18 protein-coding genes are annotated in these 16,517 nt (G+C 64.0%); 14 read left to right on the forward strand and 4 right to left on the reverse strand.

Annotation, left to right across the window (positions count from 1 at the left end):
- Positions 1-43: 43 nt before the first annotated feature.
- Genes ACEWE8_RS05145 through ACEWE8_RS05155 form a run of 3 tightly spaced genes read right to left on the reverse strand, consistent with a single transcriptional unit; the run spans position 44 to position 1,409 of the window.
- Complete coding sequence (locus ACEWE8_RS05145) at positions 44-598, reverse strand: chemotaxis protein CheW (protein ID WP_046785027.1); 555 nt, start codon at positions 596-598, stop codon at positions 44-46.
- Complete coding sequence (gene pilH / locus ACEWE8_RS05150) at positions 595-960, reverse strand: twitching motility response regulator PilH (protein ID WP_012312415.1); 366 nt, start codon at positions 958-960, stop codon at positions 595-597. The genes ACEWE8_RS05145 and pilH overlap by 4 nt, the downstream gene beginning before the upstream one ends.
- A 47-nt stretch (positions 961-1,007) precedes the next feature.
- Positions 1,008-1,409: a PleD family two-component system response regulator gene (locus tag ACEWE8_RS05155; protein WP_039602038.1), complete on the reverse strand. Its 402-nt coding sequence runs from the start codon at positions 1,407-1,409 to the stop codon at positions 1,008-1,010.
- Positions 1,410-1,650: 241 nt separating this feature from the next.
- On the opposite strand from ACEWE8_RS05155, the gene gshB reads away from it, so the two are divergent.
- The 14 genes from gshB (at position 1,651) to ACEWE8_RS05225 (ending at position 15,625) form a co-directional block, all read left to right on the forward strand.
- Positions 1,651-2,604 carry a glutathione synthase gene (gene gshB / locus ACEWE8_RS05160; protein WP_039602037.1) on the forward strand — a complete coding sequence of 318 codons (954 nt, stop codon included), beginning with the start codon at positions 1,651-1,653 and terminating at the stop codon, positions 2,602-2,604.
- Positions 2,605-2,750: 146 nt separating this feature from the next.
- On the forward strand, positions 2,751-3,653 hold the full coding sequence (locus ACEWE8_RS05165; protein ID WP_046785026.1) for an energy transducer TonB: 903 nt from the start codon (positions 2,751-2,753) through the stop codon (positions 3,651-3,653).
- A 61-nt stretch (positions 3,654-3,714) separates the two neighbouring features.
- Positions 3,715-4,284, forward strand: coding sequence for a YqgE/AlgH family protein (locus ACEWE8_RS05170; RefSeq protein ID WP_046785025.1), 570 nt, complete (start codon positions 3,715-3,717; stop codon positions 4,282-4,284).
- Entirely contained in the window at positions 4,284-4,709 is a 426-nt protein-coding gene (ruvX, locus tag ACEWE8_RS05175; RefSeq protein WP_012312410.1) for a Holliday junction resolvase RuvX, read from the forward strand. The genes ACEWE8_RS05170 and ruvX overlap by 1 nt, the downstream gene beginning before the upstream one ends.
- 49 nt (positions 4,710-4,758) lie before the next feature.
- Positions 4,759-5,277, forward strand: a complete 519-nt coding sequence (pyrR, locus tag ACEWE8_RS05180; protein ID WP_046785024.1) for a bifunctional pyr operon transcriptional regulator/uracil phosphoribosyltransferase PyrR — start codon at positions 4,759-4,761, stop codon at positions 5,275-5,277.
- A 13-nt stretch (positions 5,278-5,290) separates the two neighbouring features.
- Positions 5,291-6,295, forward strand: coding sequence for an aspartate carbamoyltransferase catalytic subunit (locus ACEWE8_RS05185; RefSeq protein ID WP_012312408.1), 1,005 nt, complete (start codon positions 5,291-5,293; stop codon positions 6,293-6,295).
- Complete coding sequence (locus ACEWE8_RS05190; protein ID WP_046785023.1) at positions 6,292-7,563, forward strand: dihydroorotase; 1,272 nt, start codon at positions 6,292-6,294, stop codon at positions 7,561-7,563. Before ACEWE8_RS05185 ends, ACEWE8_RS05190 begins: the two co-directional genes overlap by 4 nt.
- Before the next feature lie 267 nt (positions 7,564-7,830).
- Entirely contained in the window at positions 7,831-8,361 is a 531-nt protein-coding gene (gene hslV, locus ACEWE8_RS05195) for an ATP-dependent protease subunit HslV (protein WP_012312406.1), read from the forward strand.
- 76 nt (positions 8,362-8,437) lie between these two features.
- Entirely contained in the window at positions 8,438-9,781 is a 1,344-nt protein-coding gene (gene hslU / locus ACEWE8_RS05200) for an ATP-dependent protease ATPase subunit HslU (RefSeq protein WP_046785022.1), read from the forward strand.
- Between the two features lie 154 nt (positions 9,782-9,935).
- The gene (locus tag ACEWE8_RS05205; RefSeq protein WP_046785021.1) at positions 9,936-10,313 is read left to right on the forward strand and encodes a gamma-butyrobetaine hydroxylase-like domain-containing protein; all 378 of its coding nucleotides are present in this window, start codon (positions 9,936-9,938) and stop codon (positions 10,311-10,313) included.
- 352 nt (positions 10,314-10,665) lie between these two features.
- Entirely contained in the window at positions 10,666-12,345 is a 1,680-nt protein-coding gene (gene phaC, locus ACEWE8_RS05210; protein ID WP_395589228.1) for a class II poly(R)-hydroxyalkanoic acid synthase, read from the forward strand.
- A gap of 63 nt (positions 12,346-12,408) precedes the next feature.
- Positions 12,409-13,260 carry a poly(3-hydroxyalkanoate) depolymerase gene (gene phaZ / locus ACEWE8_RS05215; protein ID WP_046785019.1) on the forward strand — a complete coding sequence of 284 codons (852 nt, stop codon included), beginning with the start codon at positions 12,409-12,411 and terminating at the stop codon, positions 13,258-13,260.
- Positions 13,261-13,314: 54 nt separating this feature from the next.
- Positions 13,315-14,997, forward strand: a complete 1,683-nt coding sequence (phaC, locus tag ACEWE8_RS05220; RefSeq protein ID WP_046785018.1) for a class II poly(R)-hydroxyalkanoic acid synthase — start codon at positions 13,315-13,317, stop codon at positions 14,995-14,997.
- A gap of 13 nt (positions 14,998-15,010) precedes the next feature.
- Positions 15,011-15,625, forward strand: a complete 615-nt coding sequence (locus tag ACEWE8_RS05225; RefSeq protein WP_046785017.1) for a TetR/AcrR family transcriptional regulator — start codon at positions 15,011-15,013, stop codon at positions 15,623-15,625.
- 122 nt (positions 15,626-15,747) lie between these two features.
- On the opposite strand, the gene ACEWE8_RS05230 is transcribed toward ACEWE8_RS05225, so the two are convergent.
- Positions 15,748-16,512 carry a phasin family protein gene (locus tag ACEWE8_RS05230; protein ID WP_046785016.1) on the reverse strand — a complete coding sequence of 255 codons (765 nt, stop codon included), beginning with the start codon at positions 16,510-16,512 and terminating at the stop codon, positions 15,748-15,750.
- Between the last annotated feature and the right edge of the window lie 5 nt (positions 16,513-16,517).

Below are 16,517 nucleotides of genomic sequence, written 5' to 3' on the forward strand. Positions count from 1 at the left end.
GTAGGGGCGACATTGGTGGCCGGCTTGTTCACGTTCGAATGTCCTATAGCGCCACGTCGAGAAAGCCCGGCGCCTGGGCCAGGGCGAAGGGGCTGAAGATGGCCCAGTTGCGCTCACGCGGGAAATGCCCCTGAACGAACCGTGCAGCGGCGCGAATCAGCGGCTGTGGCGGCGCAAGTTCCAGGGTATCCAGGGCAAAATGCTGCAGGCCGAGCACTTCGTCCACCAGCAGGCCGACGAACAGGTCCTCATGGTCCAGCACCAGCACGCGCCGCTGCTTGCCCGTTGCCGCGGGACCGAGGCCGAAAAAGCTGCTCAGGTCCATCACCGGCAACAACCTGCCGCGCAGGTTGGCTACCCCGCAAACCCAAGGCTGTACGCCCGGCACCCGACTGCTGCGTGGCTCGCGCGACACTTCGGCCACCTCGCCCATCGGCGCGACGAACCACTGCCCGGCAACGCGAAAACCGATACCGCTCCATTGCTGCAGGCGCGTGTCCTGCGGCGGCTGGTCGGCAACCAGCAGTCGGCATCGCCGGTCGATGTCCAGCAACAGCTCGAAGGCGGTCAGCGACGCGCCTTGGGGGCGGGTGGTCAAGCGCCCAGCACTTCGTTGAGCTTGGCGATCAGGGCGTGTTCTTCCACCGGCTTGGTGACGAAGCCGCGCGCACCCTGGCGCTGCGCCCAGATACGGTCGGTTTCCTGGTCCTTGGTGGTAACGATGAGCACAGGAATTGCGCTGGTTTCCGGGTCCTTGCTCAATTGCCGGGTGGCCTGGAAGCCGTTCATGCCGGGCATGACGATGTCCATCAGCACCGCGTCGGGCTTTTCCTGGCGGGCCAGGGCCACAGCGTCAGCGCCGTTGTTGGCCTTGAGCACTTGGTGGCCATGCTTTTCGAGCCACTCGGTCAATCTGTACATCTCTGTCGGCGAATCGTCGACAATCAGAACTCGGGCCATGCTGTTTCCCCATCAGGAAAATAAAAGCCACGCCACCTCGGGCGTGGTCAGGGTGCGTGTTGTTCGTGCGCGGCGAACCCGGGCACGTGGGCCCTGATCGCGTCGAGCAGTTCTTCCTTGCTGAATGGTTTGGTCAGGAACTGATCGGAGCCGACTACCCGCCCGCGCGCCTTGTCGAACAGGCCGTCACGCGACGACAGCAGGATGACCGGGATGTCCTTGAAGGCACTGTTGTGCTTGATCACGGCGCAAGTCTGATAGCCATCCAGGCGCGGCATGAGCACGTCGACGAAGATGATCTGTGGCTGGTGGTCAACGATCTTGGCCAGGGCATCGAAACCGTCGCTGGCGGTGATCACCTCGCAGCCTGCTTCACCGAGCAACATCTGCGCAGTGCGGCGGATCGTGCGTGAATCGTCGATCACCATCACCTTCAGGGGTTGTTCCATAGATGCCTACCAGAAAAAATTGAGCTGCAAGATGCAAGCGTCAAGCTGCAAGAAAAGGCGGACTGGCACATGGCTGGCTTTTCTTGAGGCTTGTAGCTTAAGGCTTGCAGCTCATTTTTAGCACACTCCGGGTGGCCATTCCATCTACCGCGCCCCTTGACCCGCGGCGTTCGCGGCGCCACCCTGAGCCACTTTTCTTTCGATTCGTCGCGGCTACCCGCCGCCAAGAGGAACCACCCCCATGAGCGTTCGCCTCGGCATTGTCATGGACCCCATCGCGTCCATCTCCTACAAGAAGGACAGCTCGCTGGCCATGCTGCTGGCCGCTCAGGCCCGTGGCTGGAGCCTGTTCTACATGGAACAGCGCGACTTGTACCAGGCCGAAGGCAAGGCCCGCGCGCGGATGCGCCCACTCAACGTGTTCGCCGACCCGGCGCGCTGGTTCGAGCTGGGCGAAGAGCAGGACAGCCCGCTGGCCGAACTGGACGTGATCCTGATGCGCAAGGACCCGCCGTTCGACATGGAGTTCGTCTACAGCACCTACCTGCTGGAGCAGGCCGAAGCCGAAGGCGTGCTGGTGGTCAACCGCCCACAGAGCCTGCGCGACTGTAACGAAAAACTGTTCGCCACCCTGTTCCCGCAATGCACGCCGCCTACCCTGGTGAGCCGCCGCCCGGACATCATTCGCGCCTTCGCCGCCCAGCATGGCGACGTGATCCTCAAGCCCCTGGACGGCATGGGCGGCACCTCGATCTTCCGCCACCGGGCTGGTGACCCCAACCTGTCGGTCATTCTCGAAACCCTGACCGCGCTGGGCGCTCAGCAAATCATGGCCCAGGCCTACCTGCCGGCCATCAAGGACGGCGACAAGCGGATCCTGATGATCGACGGCGAACCGGTCGACTACTGCCTGGCGCGCATCCCGGCCAGCGGTGAAACACGCGGCAACCTGGCCGCAGGCGGGCGTGGCGAAGCACGCCCTCTGAGCGAGCGTGACCGCTGGATTGCTGCCCAGGTCGGCCCGACCCTGCGTGCAAAAGGCCTGCTGTTTGTCGGCCTTGACGTGATCGGCGACTACCTCACCGAGATCAACGTCACCAGCCCGACCTGCATCCGCGAGATCGACGCGGCCTACAACACCGATATCGGTGGCAAGCTGATGGATGCCATTGATCGCCAGTTGAAGGCGCGCTGACCGCCGACGCGGAGCAAAAGCGCAGAGTGGGGTATGATGCGCAGCCGCAAGCTTCAAGCTGCAAGCCGCAAAAAAAGCCGGCCTGCACCAACCTGCCCTTACTTGCAGCTTGCGGCTTGTAGCTTGTAGCTGACTGTGGATACCTGATGACGCTGCCCGCCGACATCCCCGCCGACCTGCTTCCACCCCGCGTTCGCCCGGTGGACCGGCTTGGTTTTACCCTGTTCCTGGCTGCCCTGGTGCACCTGGCGCTGATCCTCGGCGTGGGCTTTACCGTGGTCAAGCCGGCTGAAATCCGCCAGACCATGGACATCACCCTGGCCACCTTCAAAAGCGAGAAGCCGCCCGAGAAGGCCGATTTCCAGGCCCAGGCCAACCAGCAAGGCAGCGGCACCCTGGAGAAGAAGGCGGTACCCACCACCACCGAGATCGCGCCGTTCCAGGACAGCAAGATCAACAAGGTCACCCCGCCGCCGGCGGCAAAACCTGAGGTGAAACCGCCGCCTGCGCCGCAAAAATCCGCCGTGGCCACCCAAGCCCCCAAGGCGCAGAAGGTCGAGCCCAAGCCAAAGGAAAGCAAGCCGCAGCCCAAACCGGCCGCAACGCCAGATTTCGACAGTTCGCAGCTGTCGAGCCAGATCGCCAGCCTCGAGGCCGAGCTGTCCAACGAACAGCAGATGTACGCCAAGCGCCCGCGCATCCACCGCCTGAACGCTGCCTCGACCATGCGCGACAAGGGCGCCTGGTACAAGGAGGAGTGGCGCAAGAAGGTCGAGCGAGTGGGCAACCTCAATTACCCCGACGAAGCACGCCGCCAGCAGATTTACGGCAACCTGCGGATGATGGTGTCGATCAACCGTGATGGCTCGCTCTATGAGGTGCTGGTGCTCGAGTCGTCCGGGCAGCCGGTGCTGGACCAGGCCGCCCAACGCATCGTGCGGCTGGCGGCGCCGTTTGCGCCGTTTACCGGCGACCTGGCGGAATACGACCGGCTGGAAATCATCCGTACCTGGCGGTTTGCCCGTGGGGATCGGCTTTCCAGTAACTGAGCTGCAAGCTGCAAGCTCGAATGCCTTGTCAGCCTCGCCACCTGGCGCCACACTATCCCCCATGAAAAACCTCGCCCCGAGCTACCTAAAGCATCAGTTCCTGATCGCCATGCCGCACATGGCCGATCCGAACTTTGCCCAGACCCTCACGTACATCGTCGAGCACAACGCCAATGGCGCCATGGGCCTGGTGGTCAATCGACCTCAGGAGCTGAACCTGGCGGACATTCTCGAGCAGTTGCGCCCGGACGAGGAACCGCCGGCCAGCACCCTGCAGGTGCCGATCTACCAGGGCGGCCCGGTGCAGACCGACCGCGGCTTCGTACTGCACAGCAGCGAATGCAGCTACCAGGCCACTGTCGAGCTGCAAGGCCTGTCGCTGTCCACCTCGCAGGATGTGCTGTTCGCCATCGCCGAGGGCGTAGGGCCACAAAAGAGCCTGATCACCCTGGGCTATGCCGGCTGGGAAGCCGGGCAACTGGAGGCGGAACTCGCCGATAACGCCTGGCTGAACTGCCCGTTCGATGCGGACATCATTTTTGGCCTGGCCAGTGAACAGCGCCTGGGGGCCGCAGCCGCCAGCCTGGGCATCAACCTCAGCCTGCTGACCAGCCAGGCGGGCCACGCCTGATGGCCGAGCTGCGCCTGCTGCTGGGCTTCGACTACGGCAGCAAACAGATCGGTGTGGCCGTCGGCCAGGTAGTGACCGGCCAGGCACGTGAACTGTGCACGCTCAAAGCGCAGAATGGCGTGCCGGACTGGGCCCAGGTGGAAAAACTGATCAATGAGTGGAAGCCCGATGCCATCGTTGTCGGCCTGCCATTGAACATGGACGGCACGCCAAGCGAAATGAGCGCCCGCGCCGAAAAGTTCGCCCGCCGCCTCAACGGCCGTTTCAACCTGCCGGTGCACACCCACGACGAACGCCTGACCACTTTCGAGGCCAAGGGCGAGCGCATGGCCCGCGGCGGCCAGCGCGGCAGTTACCGTGACAACCCGGTCGATGCCATCGCCGCGGCCCTGCTGCTGCAAGGCTGGCTGGAGGCCAATACCTAATTTTCCGCTTTGCCGTCGGGCCAACCCGGCGCCCTCCAGGAGACACGCAATGAGCCTACCCAATCCCGCCGATCTGATCCGGCAGATGGCTGTCGACCTTCGCGCCCATCTCGCCCGCCGCGGCATCACCGAGCCGCGTTACATCGGCATCCGCACCGGCGGCGTCTGGGTAGCCCAGGCCCTGCAGCAGGAACTGGCCGATGCCAGCCCGCTGGGCACCCTGGACGTGTCGTTCTACCGCGACGATTTCAGCCAGAACGGCCTGCACCCTCAAGTGCGCCCGTCAGAGCTGCCGTTCGAGGTCGAAGGCCAGCACCTGGTGCTGATCGACGACGTGCTGATGAGCGGCCGCACCATTCGCGCCGCGCTCAACGAACTGTTCGATTACGGCCGCCCGGCCAGCGTGACCCTGGTCTGCCTGCTTGACCTGGACGCCGGCGAACTGCCGATCCGCCCCAACGTGCTGGGTGCCACCCTGTCGCTGGCGGCCCATGAACGGGTAAAATTGACCGGCCCCGCACCGCTCGCACTCGAGCGCCAGGACCTCGCCACCGCTTCCGCCCTTTAAGAGTCCACTCGCGATGACGCCAATCGACGCCAAGCGCCCGCTGCAGCTCAATGATCAGGGCCAGCTGCGCCACTTTCTCTCGCTCGACGGTTTGCCCCGCGAACTGCTCACCGAGATCCTCGACACCGCCGACTCGTTCCTCGAAGTCGGCGCACGGGCCGTCAAGAAAGTCCCGTTGCTGCGCGGCAAGACCGTGTGCAACGTGTTCTTCGAGAACTCGACCCGCACCCGTACCACCTTCGAACTGGCCGCCCAGCGCCTGTCGGCCGACGTGATCAGCCTGAATGTATCGACCTCCTCGACCAGCAAGGGCGAAACCCTGTTCGACACCCTGCGCAACCTCGAAGCCATGGCCGCCGACATGTTCGTCGTGCGCCACTCCGACTCGGGTGCCGCGCACTTCATCGCCGAGCATGTATGCCCGGATGTCGCGGTGATCAACGGCGGTGACGGCCGCCATGCGCACCCGACCCAAGGCATGCTCGACATGCTGACCATCCGCCGCCACAAAGGCAGCTTCGAGAACCTGTCCGTGGCGATCGTCGGCGATATCCTGCACTCGCGTGTGGCCCGCTCCGACATGCTCGCGCTCAAGGCGCTGGGCTGCCCGGACATCCGCGTGATCGGCCCGAAAACCCTGATCCCGATCGGTATCGAGCAGTACGGCGTGAAGGTCTACACCGACCTCACCGAAGGGCTGAAGGACGTCGATGTGGTGATCATGCTGCGCCTGCAGCGTGAACGCATGGCCGGCGGCCTGCTGCCCAGCGAGGGTGAGTTCTACCGCCTGTTCGGCCTGACCACCGCGCGCCTTGCTGGCGCCAAGCCGGACGCCATCGTCATGCACCCGGGGCCGATCAACCGCGGCGTGGAGATCGAGTCGGCGGTGGCCGACGGTAAGCATTCGGTGATCCTCAACCAGGTCACCTACGGCATCGCCGTGCGCATGGCGGTGCTGTCCATGGCCATGAGCGGGCAGAACACGCAACGTCAACTCGACCAGGAGAACGCCCAGTGACCCTCAGCATTCTTGGCGCCCGGGTCATCGACCCCAAGAGTGGCCTGGACCACGTCACCGACCTGCACCTGGACGGTGGCCGCATTGCCGCCATCGGCGCGGCCCCGGCCGGCTTCAGCGCCAGCCGTACAATCCAGGCAGATGGCCTGATCGCCGCACCAGGCCTGGTCGACCTCGGTGTATCGCTGCGCGAGCCGGGTTACAGCCGCAAGGGCACCATTGCCAGTGAAACCCGCGCCGCCGTGGCCGGAGGCGTCACCAGCCTGTGCTGCCCACCGCAGACCAAGCCGGTGCTCGATACCTCGGCAGTGGCCGAGCTGATCCTCGACCGCGCGCGCGAAGCCGGCAACAGCAAGGTCTACCCCATCGGCGCCCTGACCAAGGGCCTGGAAGGCGAGCAACTGGCCGAACTGGTCGCCCTGCGTGACACCGGTTGCGTAGCCTTCGGTAACGGCCTGAAAGAAATCCCCAACAACCGTACCCTGGCCCGTGCCCTGGAATACGCTGCCACCTTCGACCTGACCGTGGTCTTCCACTCCCAGGACCGCGACCTGGCCCAGGGCGGCCTGGCCCATGAAGGCGCGATGGCCAGTTTCCTCGGCCTGCCCGGCATTCCGGAAACCGCCGAGACCGTTGCCCTGGCGCGCAACCTGCTGCTGGTCGAGCAGGCCGGCGTACGTGCGCACTTCACCCAGATCACCAGCGCCCGTGGCGCGCGGCTGATCGCCCAGGCCCAACAACTCGGCCTGCCAGTGACCGCCGATGTGGCGTTGTACCAGCTGATCCTCACCGACGAGTCGCTGCGGGAGTTCTCAAGCCTCTACCACGTGCAGCCGCCACTGCGTAGCGCCGCCGACCGCGATGGCCTGCGCGAAGCGGTCAGATCGGGCGTGATCCAGGCGATCTCCAGCCATCACCAGCCGCACGAGCGCGATGCCAAGCTGGCCCCGTTCGGTGCCACCGAGCCCGGTATCAGCAGCGTCGAACTGCTGCTGCCATTGGCCATGACGCTGGTGGAAGACGGCCTGCTCGACCTGCCGACCCTGCTCGCCCGCCTGACCAGCGGCCCGGCGGCCGCCATGCGCCTGCCGGCGGGTGAACTGAAGGTCGGTGGCTCGGCGGACCTGGTGCTGTTCGATGCCAAGGCCTCGACGGTTGCCGGCGAGCAGTGGTACTCGCGCGGCGACAACTGCCCGTTCATCGGCCACTGCCTGCCCGGCGCGGTGCGTTACACCGTGGTCGACGGGCACGTCTGCCACGAGGGCTAAGTAAGCACACCGCTCGCTGTAGGAGCGGCCTTGTGTCGCGAAAGGGGTGCGAAGCACCCCCAGGGAAGCACCCCCGGGAATTTCCGAATAGTGCCGGGATCTTGGGGCCGCTTTGCGGCCCTTTCGCGACACAAGGCCGCTCCTACAGCAACCGCGCCCCGCACAGGCTGATAGCAACCATTCATCCCCCTCGGTTGAAATCCTTCCCCCCACCCCCATATGAGTCTGCATCAGGCAATTTTGCCCCGCTGCGTGGAGACTCTCCCCTTGACCACCATCGTTTCTGTCCGCCGTCACGGCAAAGTCGTCATGGGCGGCGACGGCCAGGTATCTCTCGGCAACACCGTCATGAAAGGCAACGCCAAAAAGGTACGTCGCCTGTACAACGGTGAGGTCATCGCCGGTTTCGCCGGCGCCACCGCCGACGCGTTCACCCTGTTCGAGCGCTTCGAAGCTCAACTGCAGAAACACTCCGGCCATTTGGTGCGGGCCGCCGTCGAGCTGGCCAAAGAATGGCGTACCGACCGCTCCCTGAGCCGCCTGGAGGCCATGCTGGCCGTGGCCAACAAGGACGCATCGCTGATCATCACCGGCAACGGTGACGTGGTCGAGCCAGAAGACGGCCTGATCGCCATGGGCTCCGGCGGCGCCTACGCCCAGGCCGCGGCCCGCGCCCTGCTGAACAAGACTGACCTCTCGGCCCGCGAAATCGCCGAGACCGCACTGAACATCGCCGGTGACATCTGCGTGTTCACCAACCACAACCTGACCATCGAGGAGCAGGACCTGGCCGAGTGATCAGCTGTTCTGGCGCCCCGTCCCGGTGACGGGGCTTTTCCACGCTGACTCATTCTGCTCGAGGACCATTTTCATCATGTCCATGACCCCCCGCGAGATCGTCCACGAACTCAACCGCCACATCATCGGCCAGGACGACGCCAAGCGCGCCGTGGCCATCGCCCTGCGCAACCGCTGGCGGCGGATGCAGCTGCCAGCCGAGCTGCGCGCCGAGGTGACGCCTAAAAACATTCTGATGATCGGCCCCACCGGCGTCGGCAAGACCGAAATTGCCCGCCGCCTGGCCAAGCTGGCCAACGCACCATTCCTCAAGGTCGAAGCGACCAAGTTCACCGAGGTGGGCTACGTTGGCCGCGATGTCGAGTCGATCATCCGCGACCTGGCCGACGCCGCGATGAAGATGCTGCGCGAGCAAGAGATCATCCGCGTGCGCCACCGCGCCGAAGATGCCGCCGAAGACCGTATTCTCGACGCCCTGCTGCCGCAGGCCCGGGTCACCAGCTTCAGCGAGGAAGCCGCGCAGACCAGCAGCGACTCCAATACCCGCCAGCTGTTCCGCAAGCGCCTGCGTGAAGGCCAACTGGACGACAAGGAAATCGAAATCGAGGTGGCCGACGCCGTCGGCGTCGAAATCGCCGCGCCGCCCGGCATGGAAGAGATGACCAACCAGCTGCAGAGCCTGTTCGCCAATATGGGCAAGGGCAAGCGCAAGGCGCGCAAGCTCAAGGTCAAAGAAGCGCTGAAGATGGTTCGCGACGAAGAAGCGAGCCGCCTGGTCAACGATGATGACTTGAAGGCAAAGGCCCTGGAAGCGGTCGAACAGCACGGCATCGTGTTCATCGACGAAATCGACAAGGTGGCCAAGCGTGGCAACGTCGGCGGCGCTGATGTGTCCCGTGAAGGCGTGCAGCGCGACCTGCTGCCACTGATCGAAGGCTGCACCGTCAACACCAAGCTGGGCATGGTCAAGACCGACCACATCCTGTTCATCGCCTCCGGCGCGTTCCACCTGAGCAAGCCGAGCGACCTGGTCCCTGAACTGCAAGGCCGCCTGCCGATCCGCGTGGAACTCAAGGCGCTGACCCCGGAAGACTTCGAGCGCATCCTGCAAGAGCCGCACGCTTCGCTGACCGAGCAGTACCGCGAGCTGCTCAAGACCGAAGGCCTGAACATCGAGTTCAAGGCAGACGGTATCAAGCGCCTGGCCGAGATCGCCTTCCAGGTCAACGAGAAGACCGAGAACATCGGTGCCCGCCGCCTGCACACCCTGCTCGAGCGCCTGCTCGAAGAGGTGTCGTTCAGTGCCGGCGACCTGGCCAGTGCACATGATGAAGCACCGATCCAGATCGACGCAGCGTACGTGAACGGCCATCTGGGTGAGCTGGCCCAGAACGAAGACCTGTCGCGCTACATCCTTTAAGCGGCGAGCTGCAAGCTGCAAGCGACAAGCTGTTTGGCGTCGCTTGCAGCACTGCGCTCACATGATCTTTCCATGGTGGCTCTAATATCACTTCTTGCAGCTTGAAGCTTGAAGCTTGAAGCTTGAAGCTTGTCGCTCAGAAGAGATTCAAACCATGGCCCGCATGCCAACCGCCATCAACCTGCACAAAGCCTCCAGGACACTCAGCCTCACCTACGGTCCCGACGAGGCCTACCACCTGCCCGCCGAATTCCTGCGCGTGCACTCCCCCTCCGCCGAGGTCCAGGGCCACGGCAACCCCATCCTGCAATTCGGCAAGATCAATGTCGGCCTCAGCGGCCTTGAGCCCGCTGGCCAATATGCACTGAAACTGACCTTCGACGACGGCCATGACAGCGGGCTGTTCACCTGGGAATACCTGGAGCAGCTGTGCCTGCGTCAGGAACAACTCTGGGCCGAGTACCTCGATGAGTTGCACAAGGCCGGCAAATCCCGCGATCCTGCCGAAACAGTGGTCAAACTGATGCTCTAGCTCAAGCCTTCCACGCTTTAGAGCGCATTTTCTAATCTCATCTGCTTGAATGCCCTACAGACAGCTCATTCAAGGGCTGTCTTGCGCATTACATGAAAGTCGGGTAACCAATGGAGCTGGCAAGTTCCCTGCATTGCTTTGAAGGCAGTCAGGGCATGGCCGGTATGTAGAGGTCGCGAGCGAAAGCAGGCTGTCTTCACACGCAGATTCCCCCGCAGCTCATCGCCGATTGCATCCGGCCCGCAGCACCGCTGTTCCTTATCACTGGTCACCCGAGTAGCAGTACCGGGCTGTCGACTGTGCATGCGCCACAGCAAACCGGTACTCGTCTCAGGACAACGGAGCGTCGTAGATGAGTAACAAGAACAACGATGAGTTGCAGCGGCAAGCCTCGGACAACACCCTGGGCCTGAACCCGGTCATCGGCATCCGCCGCAAGGACCTGCTGAGCTCTGCGCGTACCGTGCTGCGCCAGGCCGTGCGCCAGCCGCTGCACAGCGCCAAACACGTGGCACATTTCGGCCTGGAGCTGAAAAACGTGCTGCTGGGCAAGTCCAGCCTGGCCCCCGAGGGCGACGACCGTCGCTTCCAGGACCCGGCCTGGAGCAAGAACCCGCTGTACCGCCGCTACCTGCAAACCTATCTGGCCTGGCGCAAGAAGCTGCAGGACTGGATCGGCAACAGCGACCTGTCGCCCCAGGACATCAGCCGCGGGCAATTCGTCATCAACCTGATGACCGAAGCCATGGCGCCGACCAATACCCTGTCCAACCCGGCGGCGGTCAAACGCTTCTTCGAAACCGGCGGCAAGAGCCTGCTCGACGGCCTGTCCAACCTGGCCAAGGACGTGGTCAACAACGGTGGCATGCCCAGCCAGGTCAACATGGACGCCTTTGAAGTGGGCAAGAACCTCGGTACCAGCGAAGGCGCCGTGGTGTACCGCAATGACGTGCTGGAGCTGATCCAGTACAGCCCCATCACCGAGCAGGTGCACGCCCGCCCTTTGCTGGTGGTGCCGCCACAGATCAACAAGTTCTACGTCTTCGACCTGAGCCCTGAGAAAAGCTTGGCGCGCTTCTGCCTGCGCTCGCATCAGCAGACCTTCATCATCAGTTGGCGCAACCCGACCAAAGCCCAGCGGGAGTGGGGCCTGTCGACCTACATCGACGCACTCAAGGAAGCGGTCGACGCGGTCCTGGCGATTACCGGCAGCAAGGACCTGAACATGCTCGGTGCCTGCTCCGGCGGCATCACCTGCACCGCACTGGTTGGCCACTACGCCGCGCTGGGCGAGAAGAAGGTGAATGCGCTGACCCTGCTGGTCAGCGTGCTGGACACCACCCTGGATACCCAGGTGGCATTGTTCGTCGACGAGCAGACTCTGGAGTCGGCCAAGCGCCACTCCTACCAGGCCGGCGTGCTCGAAGGCAGCGACATGGCCAAAGTGTTCGCCTGGATGCGCCCCAACGACCTGATCTGGAACTACTGGGTCAACAACTACCTGCTCGGCAACGAGCCGCCCGTATTCGACATCCTGTTCTGGAACAACGACACCACGCGCCTGCCGGCGGCCTTCCACGGCGACCTGATCGAGATGTTCAAGAACAACCCGTTGACCCGCGCCGATGCACTGGAAGTGTGCGGGACCGCCATCGACCTGAAAAAGGTCAAGTGCGACATCTTCAGTGTGGCCGGCACCGCCGACCATATTACCCCGTGGCAGTCTTGCTACCGCTCGGCGCACCTGTTTGGCGGCAAGATCGAGTTTGTCCTGTCCAACAGCGGCCACATCCAGAGCATCCTCAACCCGCCGGGCAACCCCAAGGCGCGTTTCCTGACCGGCGCGGACCGCCCCGGCGACGCATTGGCCTGGCAAGAGAACGCAGACAAGCATGCCGACTCCTGGTGGCTGTATTGGCAGGCATGGCTGAGCGAGCGCGCCGGCGACCTGAAAAAGGCGCCGGCCCGCCTGGGCAACCGTGCCTATGCCGCAGGTGAAGCCGCACCGGGAACTTACGTTCACGAACGTTGAGTTGTAACGCCGTGGCTGCCCACCGGCAGGCCACGGTGCTTCATTCACCACAGAGTCATGCGCATGTCGTCACACTACATATTCCGGACCGTCGAGCTGGACGACCAGTCCATCCGCACTGCCGTGCGCCCAGGCAAGCCGCACCTGACGCCGCTGCTGATCTTCAATGGTATCGGCGCCAACCTGGAGCTGGTGTTCCCGTTCATCGAAGCGCTGGACCCGGACCTCGAAGTCATTGCCTTCGACGTGCCAGGCGTGGGTGGCTCCTCCACCCCCCGCCACCCCTATCGCTTCCCCGGCCTGGCCAAGCTGACCGCACGCATGCTCGACTACCTGGACTACGGCCAGGTCAACGTGATCGGGGTGTCCTGGGGTGGCGCCCTGGCCCAGCAGTTCGCCCATGACTATCCGGAACGCTGCAAGAAATTGGTGCTGGCCGCTACCGCCGCCGGTGCAGTGATGGTGCCGGGCAAGCCGAAAGTACTGTGGAACATGGCCAGCCCTCGGCGTTACATCCAGCCCTCACATGTGATCCGCATCGCTCCGCTGATCTATGGCGGCGCCTTTCGCCGCAACCCTGACCTTGCCATGCACCATGCCTCCAAGGTGCGCTCCGGCGGCAAGCTGGGCTACTACTGGCAGTTGTTCGCCGGGCTGGGCTGGACCAGCATCCACTGGCTGCACAAGATCCAGCAGCCCACCTTGGTGCTGGCCGGCGACGACGATCCGCTGATCCCACTGATCAACATGCGCTTGCTGGCCTGGCGAATTCCCAATGCCCAGCTACATATTATCGACGACGGTCATTTGTTCCTGATCACCCGGGCCGAAGCCGTCGCCCCGATCATCATGAAGTTCCTCGAGCAAGAACGTCAGCGCGCGGTCATGCACCCCCGCCCGGCCTCCGGCGGCTAGGGTGCTGTTTGCTGTTGTTCTGTCCCGACCGTGGCCTGACGAAGGAGTGCTGCCATGAAAGACAAACCGGCCAAAGGAACGACAACGCTCCCCGCCATGAGCATGAACGCACAGAACGCGATCGTCGGCCTGCGCGGCCGCGACCTGATTTCCACGCTGCGCAATGTTGGCCGCCATGGCTTGCTCAACCCGTTGCATACCGCACGCCACCTGCTCGCCCTGAGCGGCCAGCTGGGGCGCGTGATGCTCGGCGACACACCCTATTCGCCAAGCCCGCGGGACGCGCGCTTCAGCGATCCTACATGGAGCCAGAACCCGTTTTACCGCCGTGGCCTGCAGGCCTATCTGGCCTGGCAGAAGCAGACCCGCCTGTGGATCGATGAAAGCCACCTGGACGACGATGACCGGGCCCGCGCGCATTTCTTGTTCAACCAGATCAACGACGCCCTGGCACCGAGCAACTCGTTGCTCAATCCGTTGGCGGTCAAGGAACTGCTCAATACCGGCGGACAGAGCCTGGTGCGCGGCGTGGCCCACCTGCTCGATGACCTGCGCCACAACGACGGCCTGCCGCGCCAGGTGGACGAGCGCGCCTTCGAGGTGGGCGGCAACCTGGCCGCCACGCCGGGCGCTGTGGTGTTTCGCAACGAGATGCTGGAGCTGATCCAGTACAAGCCAATGAGTGAAAAACAGCACGCTCGGCCCTTGCTGGTGGTGCCGCCCCAGATCAACAAGTTCTATATCTTCGACATGCAGGCGAACAACAGCTTCGTCCAGTACATGCTCAAGAACGGATTGCAGGTGTTCATGGTCAGCTGGCGCAACCCCGACCCGCGCCACCGCGAATGGGGCCTGTCCAGCTACGTTGAGGCACTTGAAGAGGCGCTCAACGCCTGCCGCAGCATCAGCGGCAACCGCGACCCCAACCTGATGGGGGCCTGCGCCGGCGGCCTGACCATGGCCGCGCTGCAGGGCCACCTGCAAGCCAAGCACCAACTGCGCCGGGTGCGCAGCGCCACCTACCTGGTCAGCTTGCTCGACAGCAAGTTCGACAGCCCCGCCAGCCTGTTCGCCGACGAGCAGACCATCGAAGCGGCCAAGCGCCGCTCTTACCAGCGCGGGGTACTGGACGGCAGCGAAGTGGCGCGGATCTTCGCCTGGATGCGGCCCAACGACCTGATCTGGAACTACTGGGTCAACAATTACCTGCTGGGCAAAACGCCCCCTGCTTTCGACATTCTCTACTGGAACGCCGACAGCACGCGACTGCCCGCTGCCCTGCATGGCGAACTGCTGGACTTCTTCAAGCTCAACCCGCTCACCCACCCCGCCGGGCTGGAAGTCTGCGGCACGCCCATCGACCTCAAGCAGGTCAACCTCGACAGCTTTACCGTGGCCGGCAGCAATGACCACATCACCCCATGGGATGCCGTGTACCGTTCGGCCTTGCTGCTGGGCGGCGAGCGACGGTTCGTGCTGGCCAACAGCGGGCACATCCAGAGCATCATCAACCCGCCCGGCAACCCCAAGGCCTACTACCTGGACAACCCCAGGCTATCGAGCGACCCGCGGGCCTGGTTCCACGATGCCAAGCGCAACGACGGCAGCTGGTGGCCCCTGTGGCTGGAGTGGATAATCCCACGTTCCGGTCCGCTCAAGGCGCCGCGGGTGGAGCTGGGCAACGCAACCTACCCACCGCTGGGCCCCGCGCCAGGCACCTATGTCCTGACCCGATGAGCACAACGACTGGATGAAGACCCGCGACCGTATTCTCGAATGCGCCCTGCAGCTGTTCAACCAGCAGGGCGAGCCCAACGTTTCGACCCTTGAAATTGCCAACGAGCTAGGGATCAGCCCTGGCAACCTGTATTACCACTTCCACGGCAAAGAGCCTTTGATAATCGGCCTGTTCGAGCGCTTCGAAGAAGCGCTTGTGCCGCTGCTGGACCCGCCGCTGGAAGTGCGCCTGGATGCCGAGGACTACTGGCTGTTTCTGCACCTGATTGTCGAACGCATGGCCCAGTACCGCTTCCTGTTCCAGGACCTGTCGAACCTGACCGGTCGCCTGCCCAAGCTGGCGCGGGGCATGCGCAGCCTGATCAATGCGTTCAAGCGCACACTGGCGGCATTGCTGGCCAGCCTCAAGGGCCAGGGCCAGGTGGTCAGTGAGACGCAGGCACTGGGGCAACTGGTGGAGCAGATCACCCTGACGCTCATGTTTTCGCTGGATTACCAGCGGGTACTGGGGCGCGAGGGGGATGTAGGGATCGTGGTGTACCAGGTGATGATGCTGGTGGCGCCGCATCTGCAGGCGCCTGCGCGGGAGGCGGCGGAGCAGTTGGCGGTGCGGTATCTGGAGGGATAGATAGCTTACAAGGTGCTCAGCTGGCCCCATCGCCGGCAAGCCGGCCCCACACCTACCCTGCTGGCATTGAAACCAGCGGGGTACCTGTGGGCCGGCTTGCCGGCGATGAGGGCAACCCGGTGTCAGGCTTCAGCGCTCACCGGTGCCGACGGCGTGCTGCTGGCCGGTGCCGCGCTTGGCGACGGCGCTGCGGTAGCGGCCGGTGTGGCGCTGGCCGCTGGGGCTGCCGGTTTGGCGGCGGCGGGTTTGGCCGGCGCTTTTTTCACGCCAGGCTTCTTCGCTGCAGCGGGTTTGGCTGCAGGCTTGGCGGCAACCGGCTTGGCTGCAGGCTTCGCTGCTGGCTTGGCCGCAGCAGTCTTGGCCGCAGGTTTTGCCGCCACGGTTTTCGCCGCAGGCTTCGCTGCTGCCTTGGCCAGCGGTTTGGCCGCAGTCTTGCTGGCTGCCGGTTTGGCTGCAGCAGCGCGCGAGGAGACCGGTGTGACCGAGGCGCCGGTCAGCTTCTCGATCTGCTTGGTCAGGCTATCGACCTGCTGGTGCAGGGCCTTGATCTCGTTCCGGCTTGGCACACCGAGGCGCGAAATGGCGCTGTTCAGGCGTTTGTCGAAGGCTTCTTCGAGCTCGCTCCACTTGCCCAGTGCGCGATCTTTCACGCCGGACACACGCGAAGTGGTCGAGGCCTTGGCGTTATCGGCGACATCCTCGGCGGTTTTCTTCGCCTGCTTTTCGGCCTTCTCGCCATCTTTCACCAGCGAGTCGAACAGCTTCGGGCCGTCCTGGTCGATCTTCGAATAGATACCCAGCCCTGCCAGCCAGATCTTGCGGGAGTACTTCTCGACCCCGCCGACCCAGGAGCTGCCGTCTTTGTCGGAATTCTTCTTGCCAGCCATCCTGC

The sequence above is a fragment of the Pseudomonas sp. TR47 genome (assembly GCF_044143025.1).
Lineage (GTDB): Bacteria > Pseudomonadota > Gammaproteobacteria > Pseudomonadales > Pseudomonadaceae > Aquipseudomonas > Aquipseudomonas putida_E.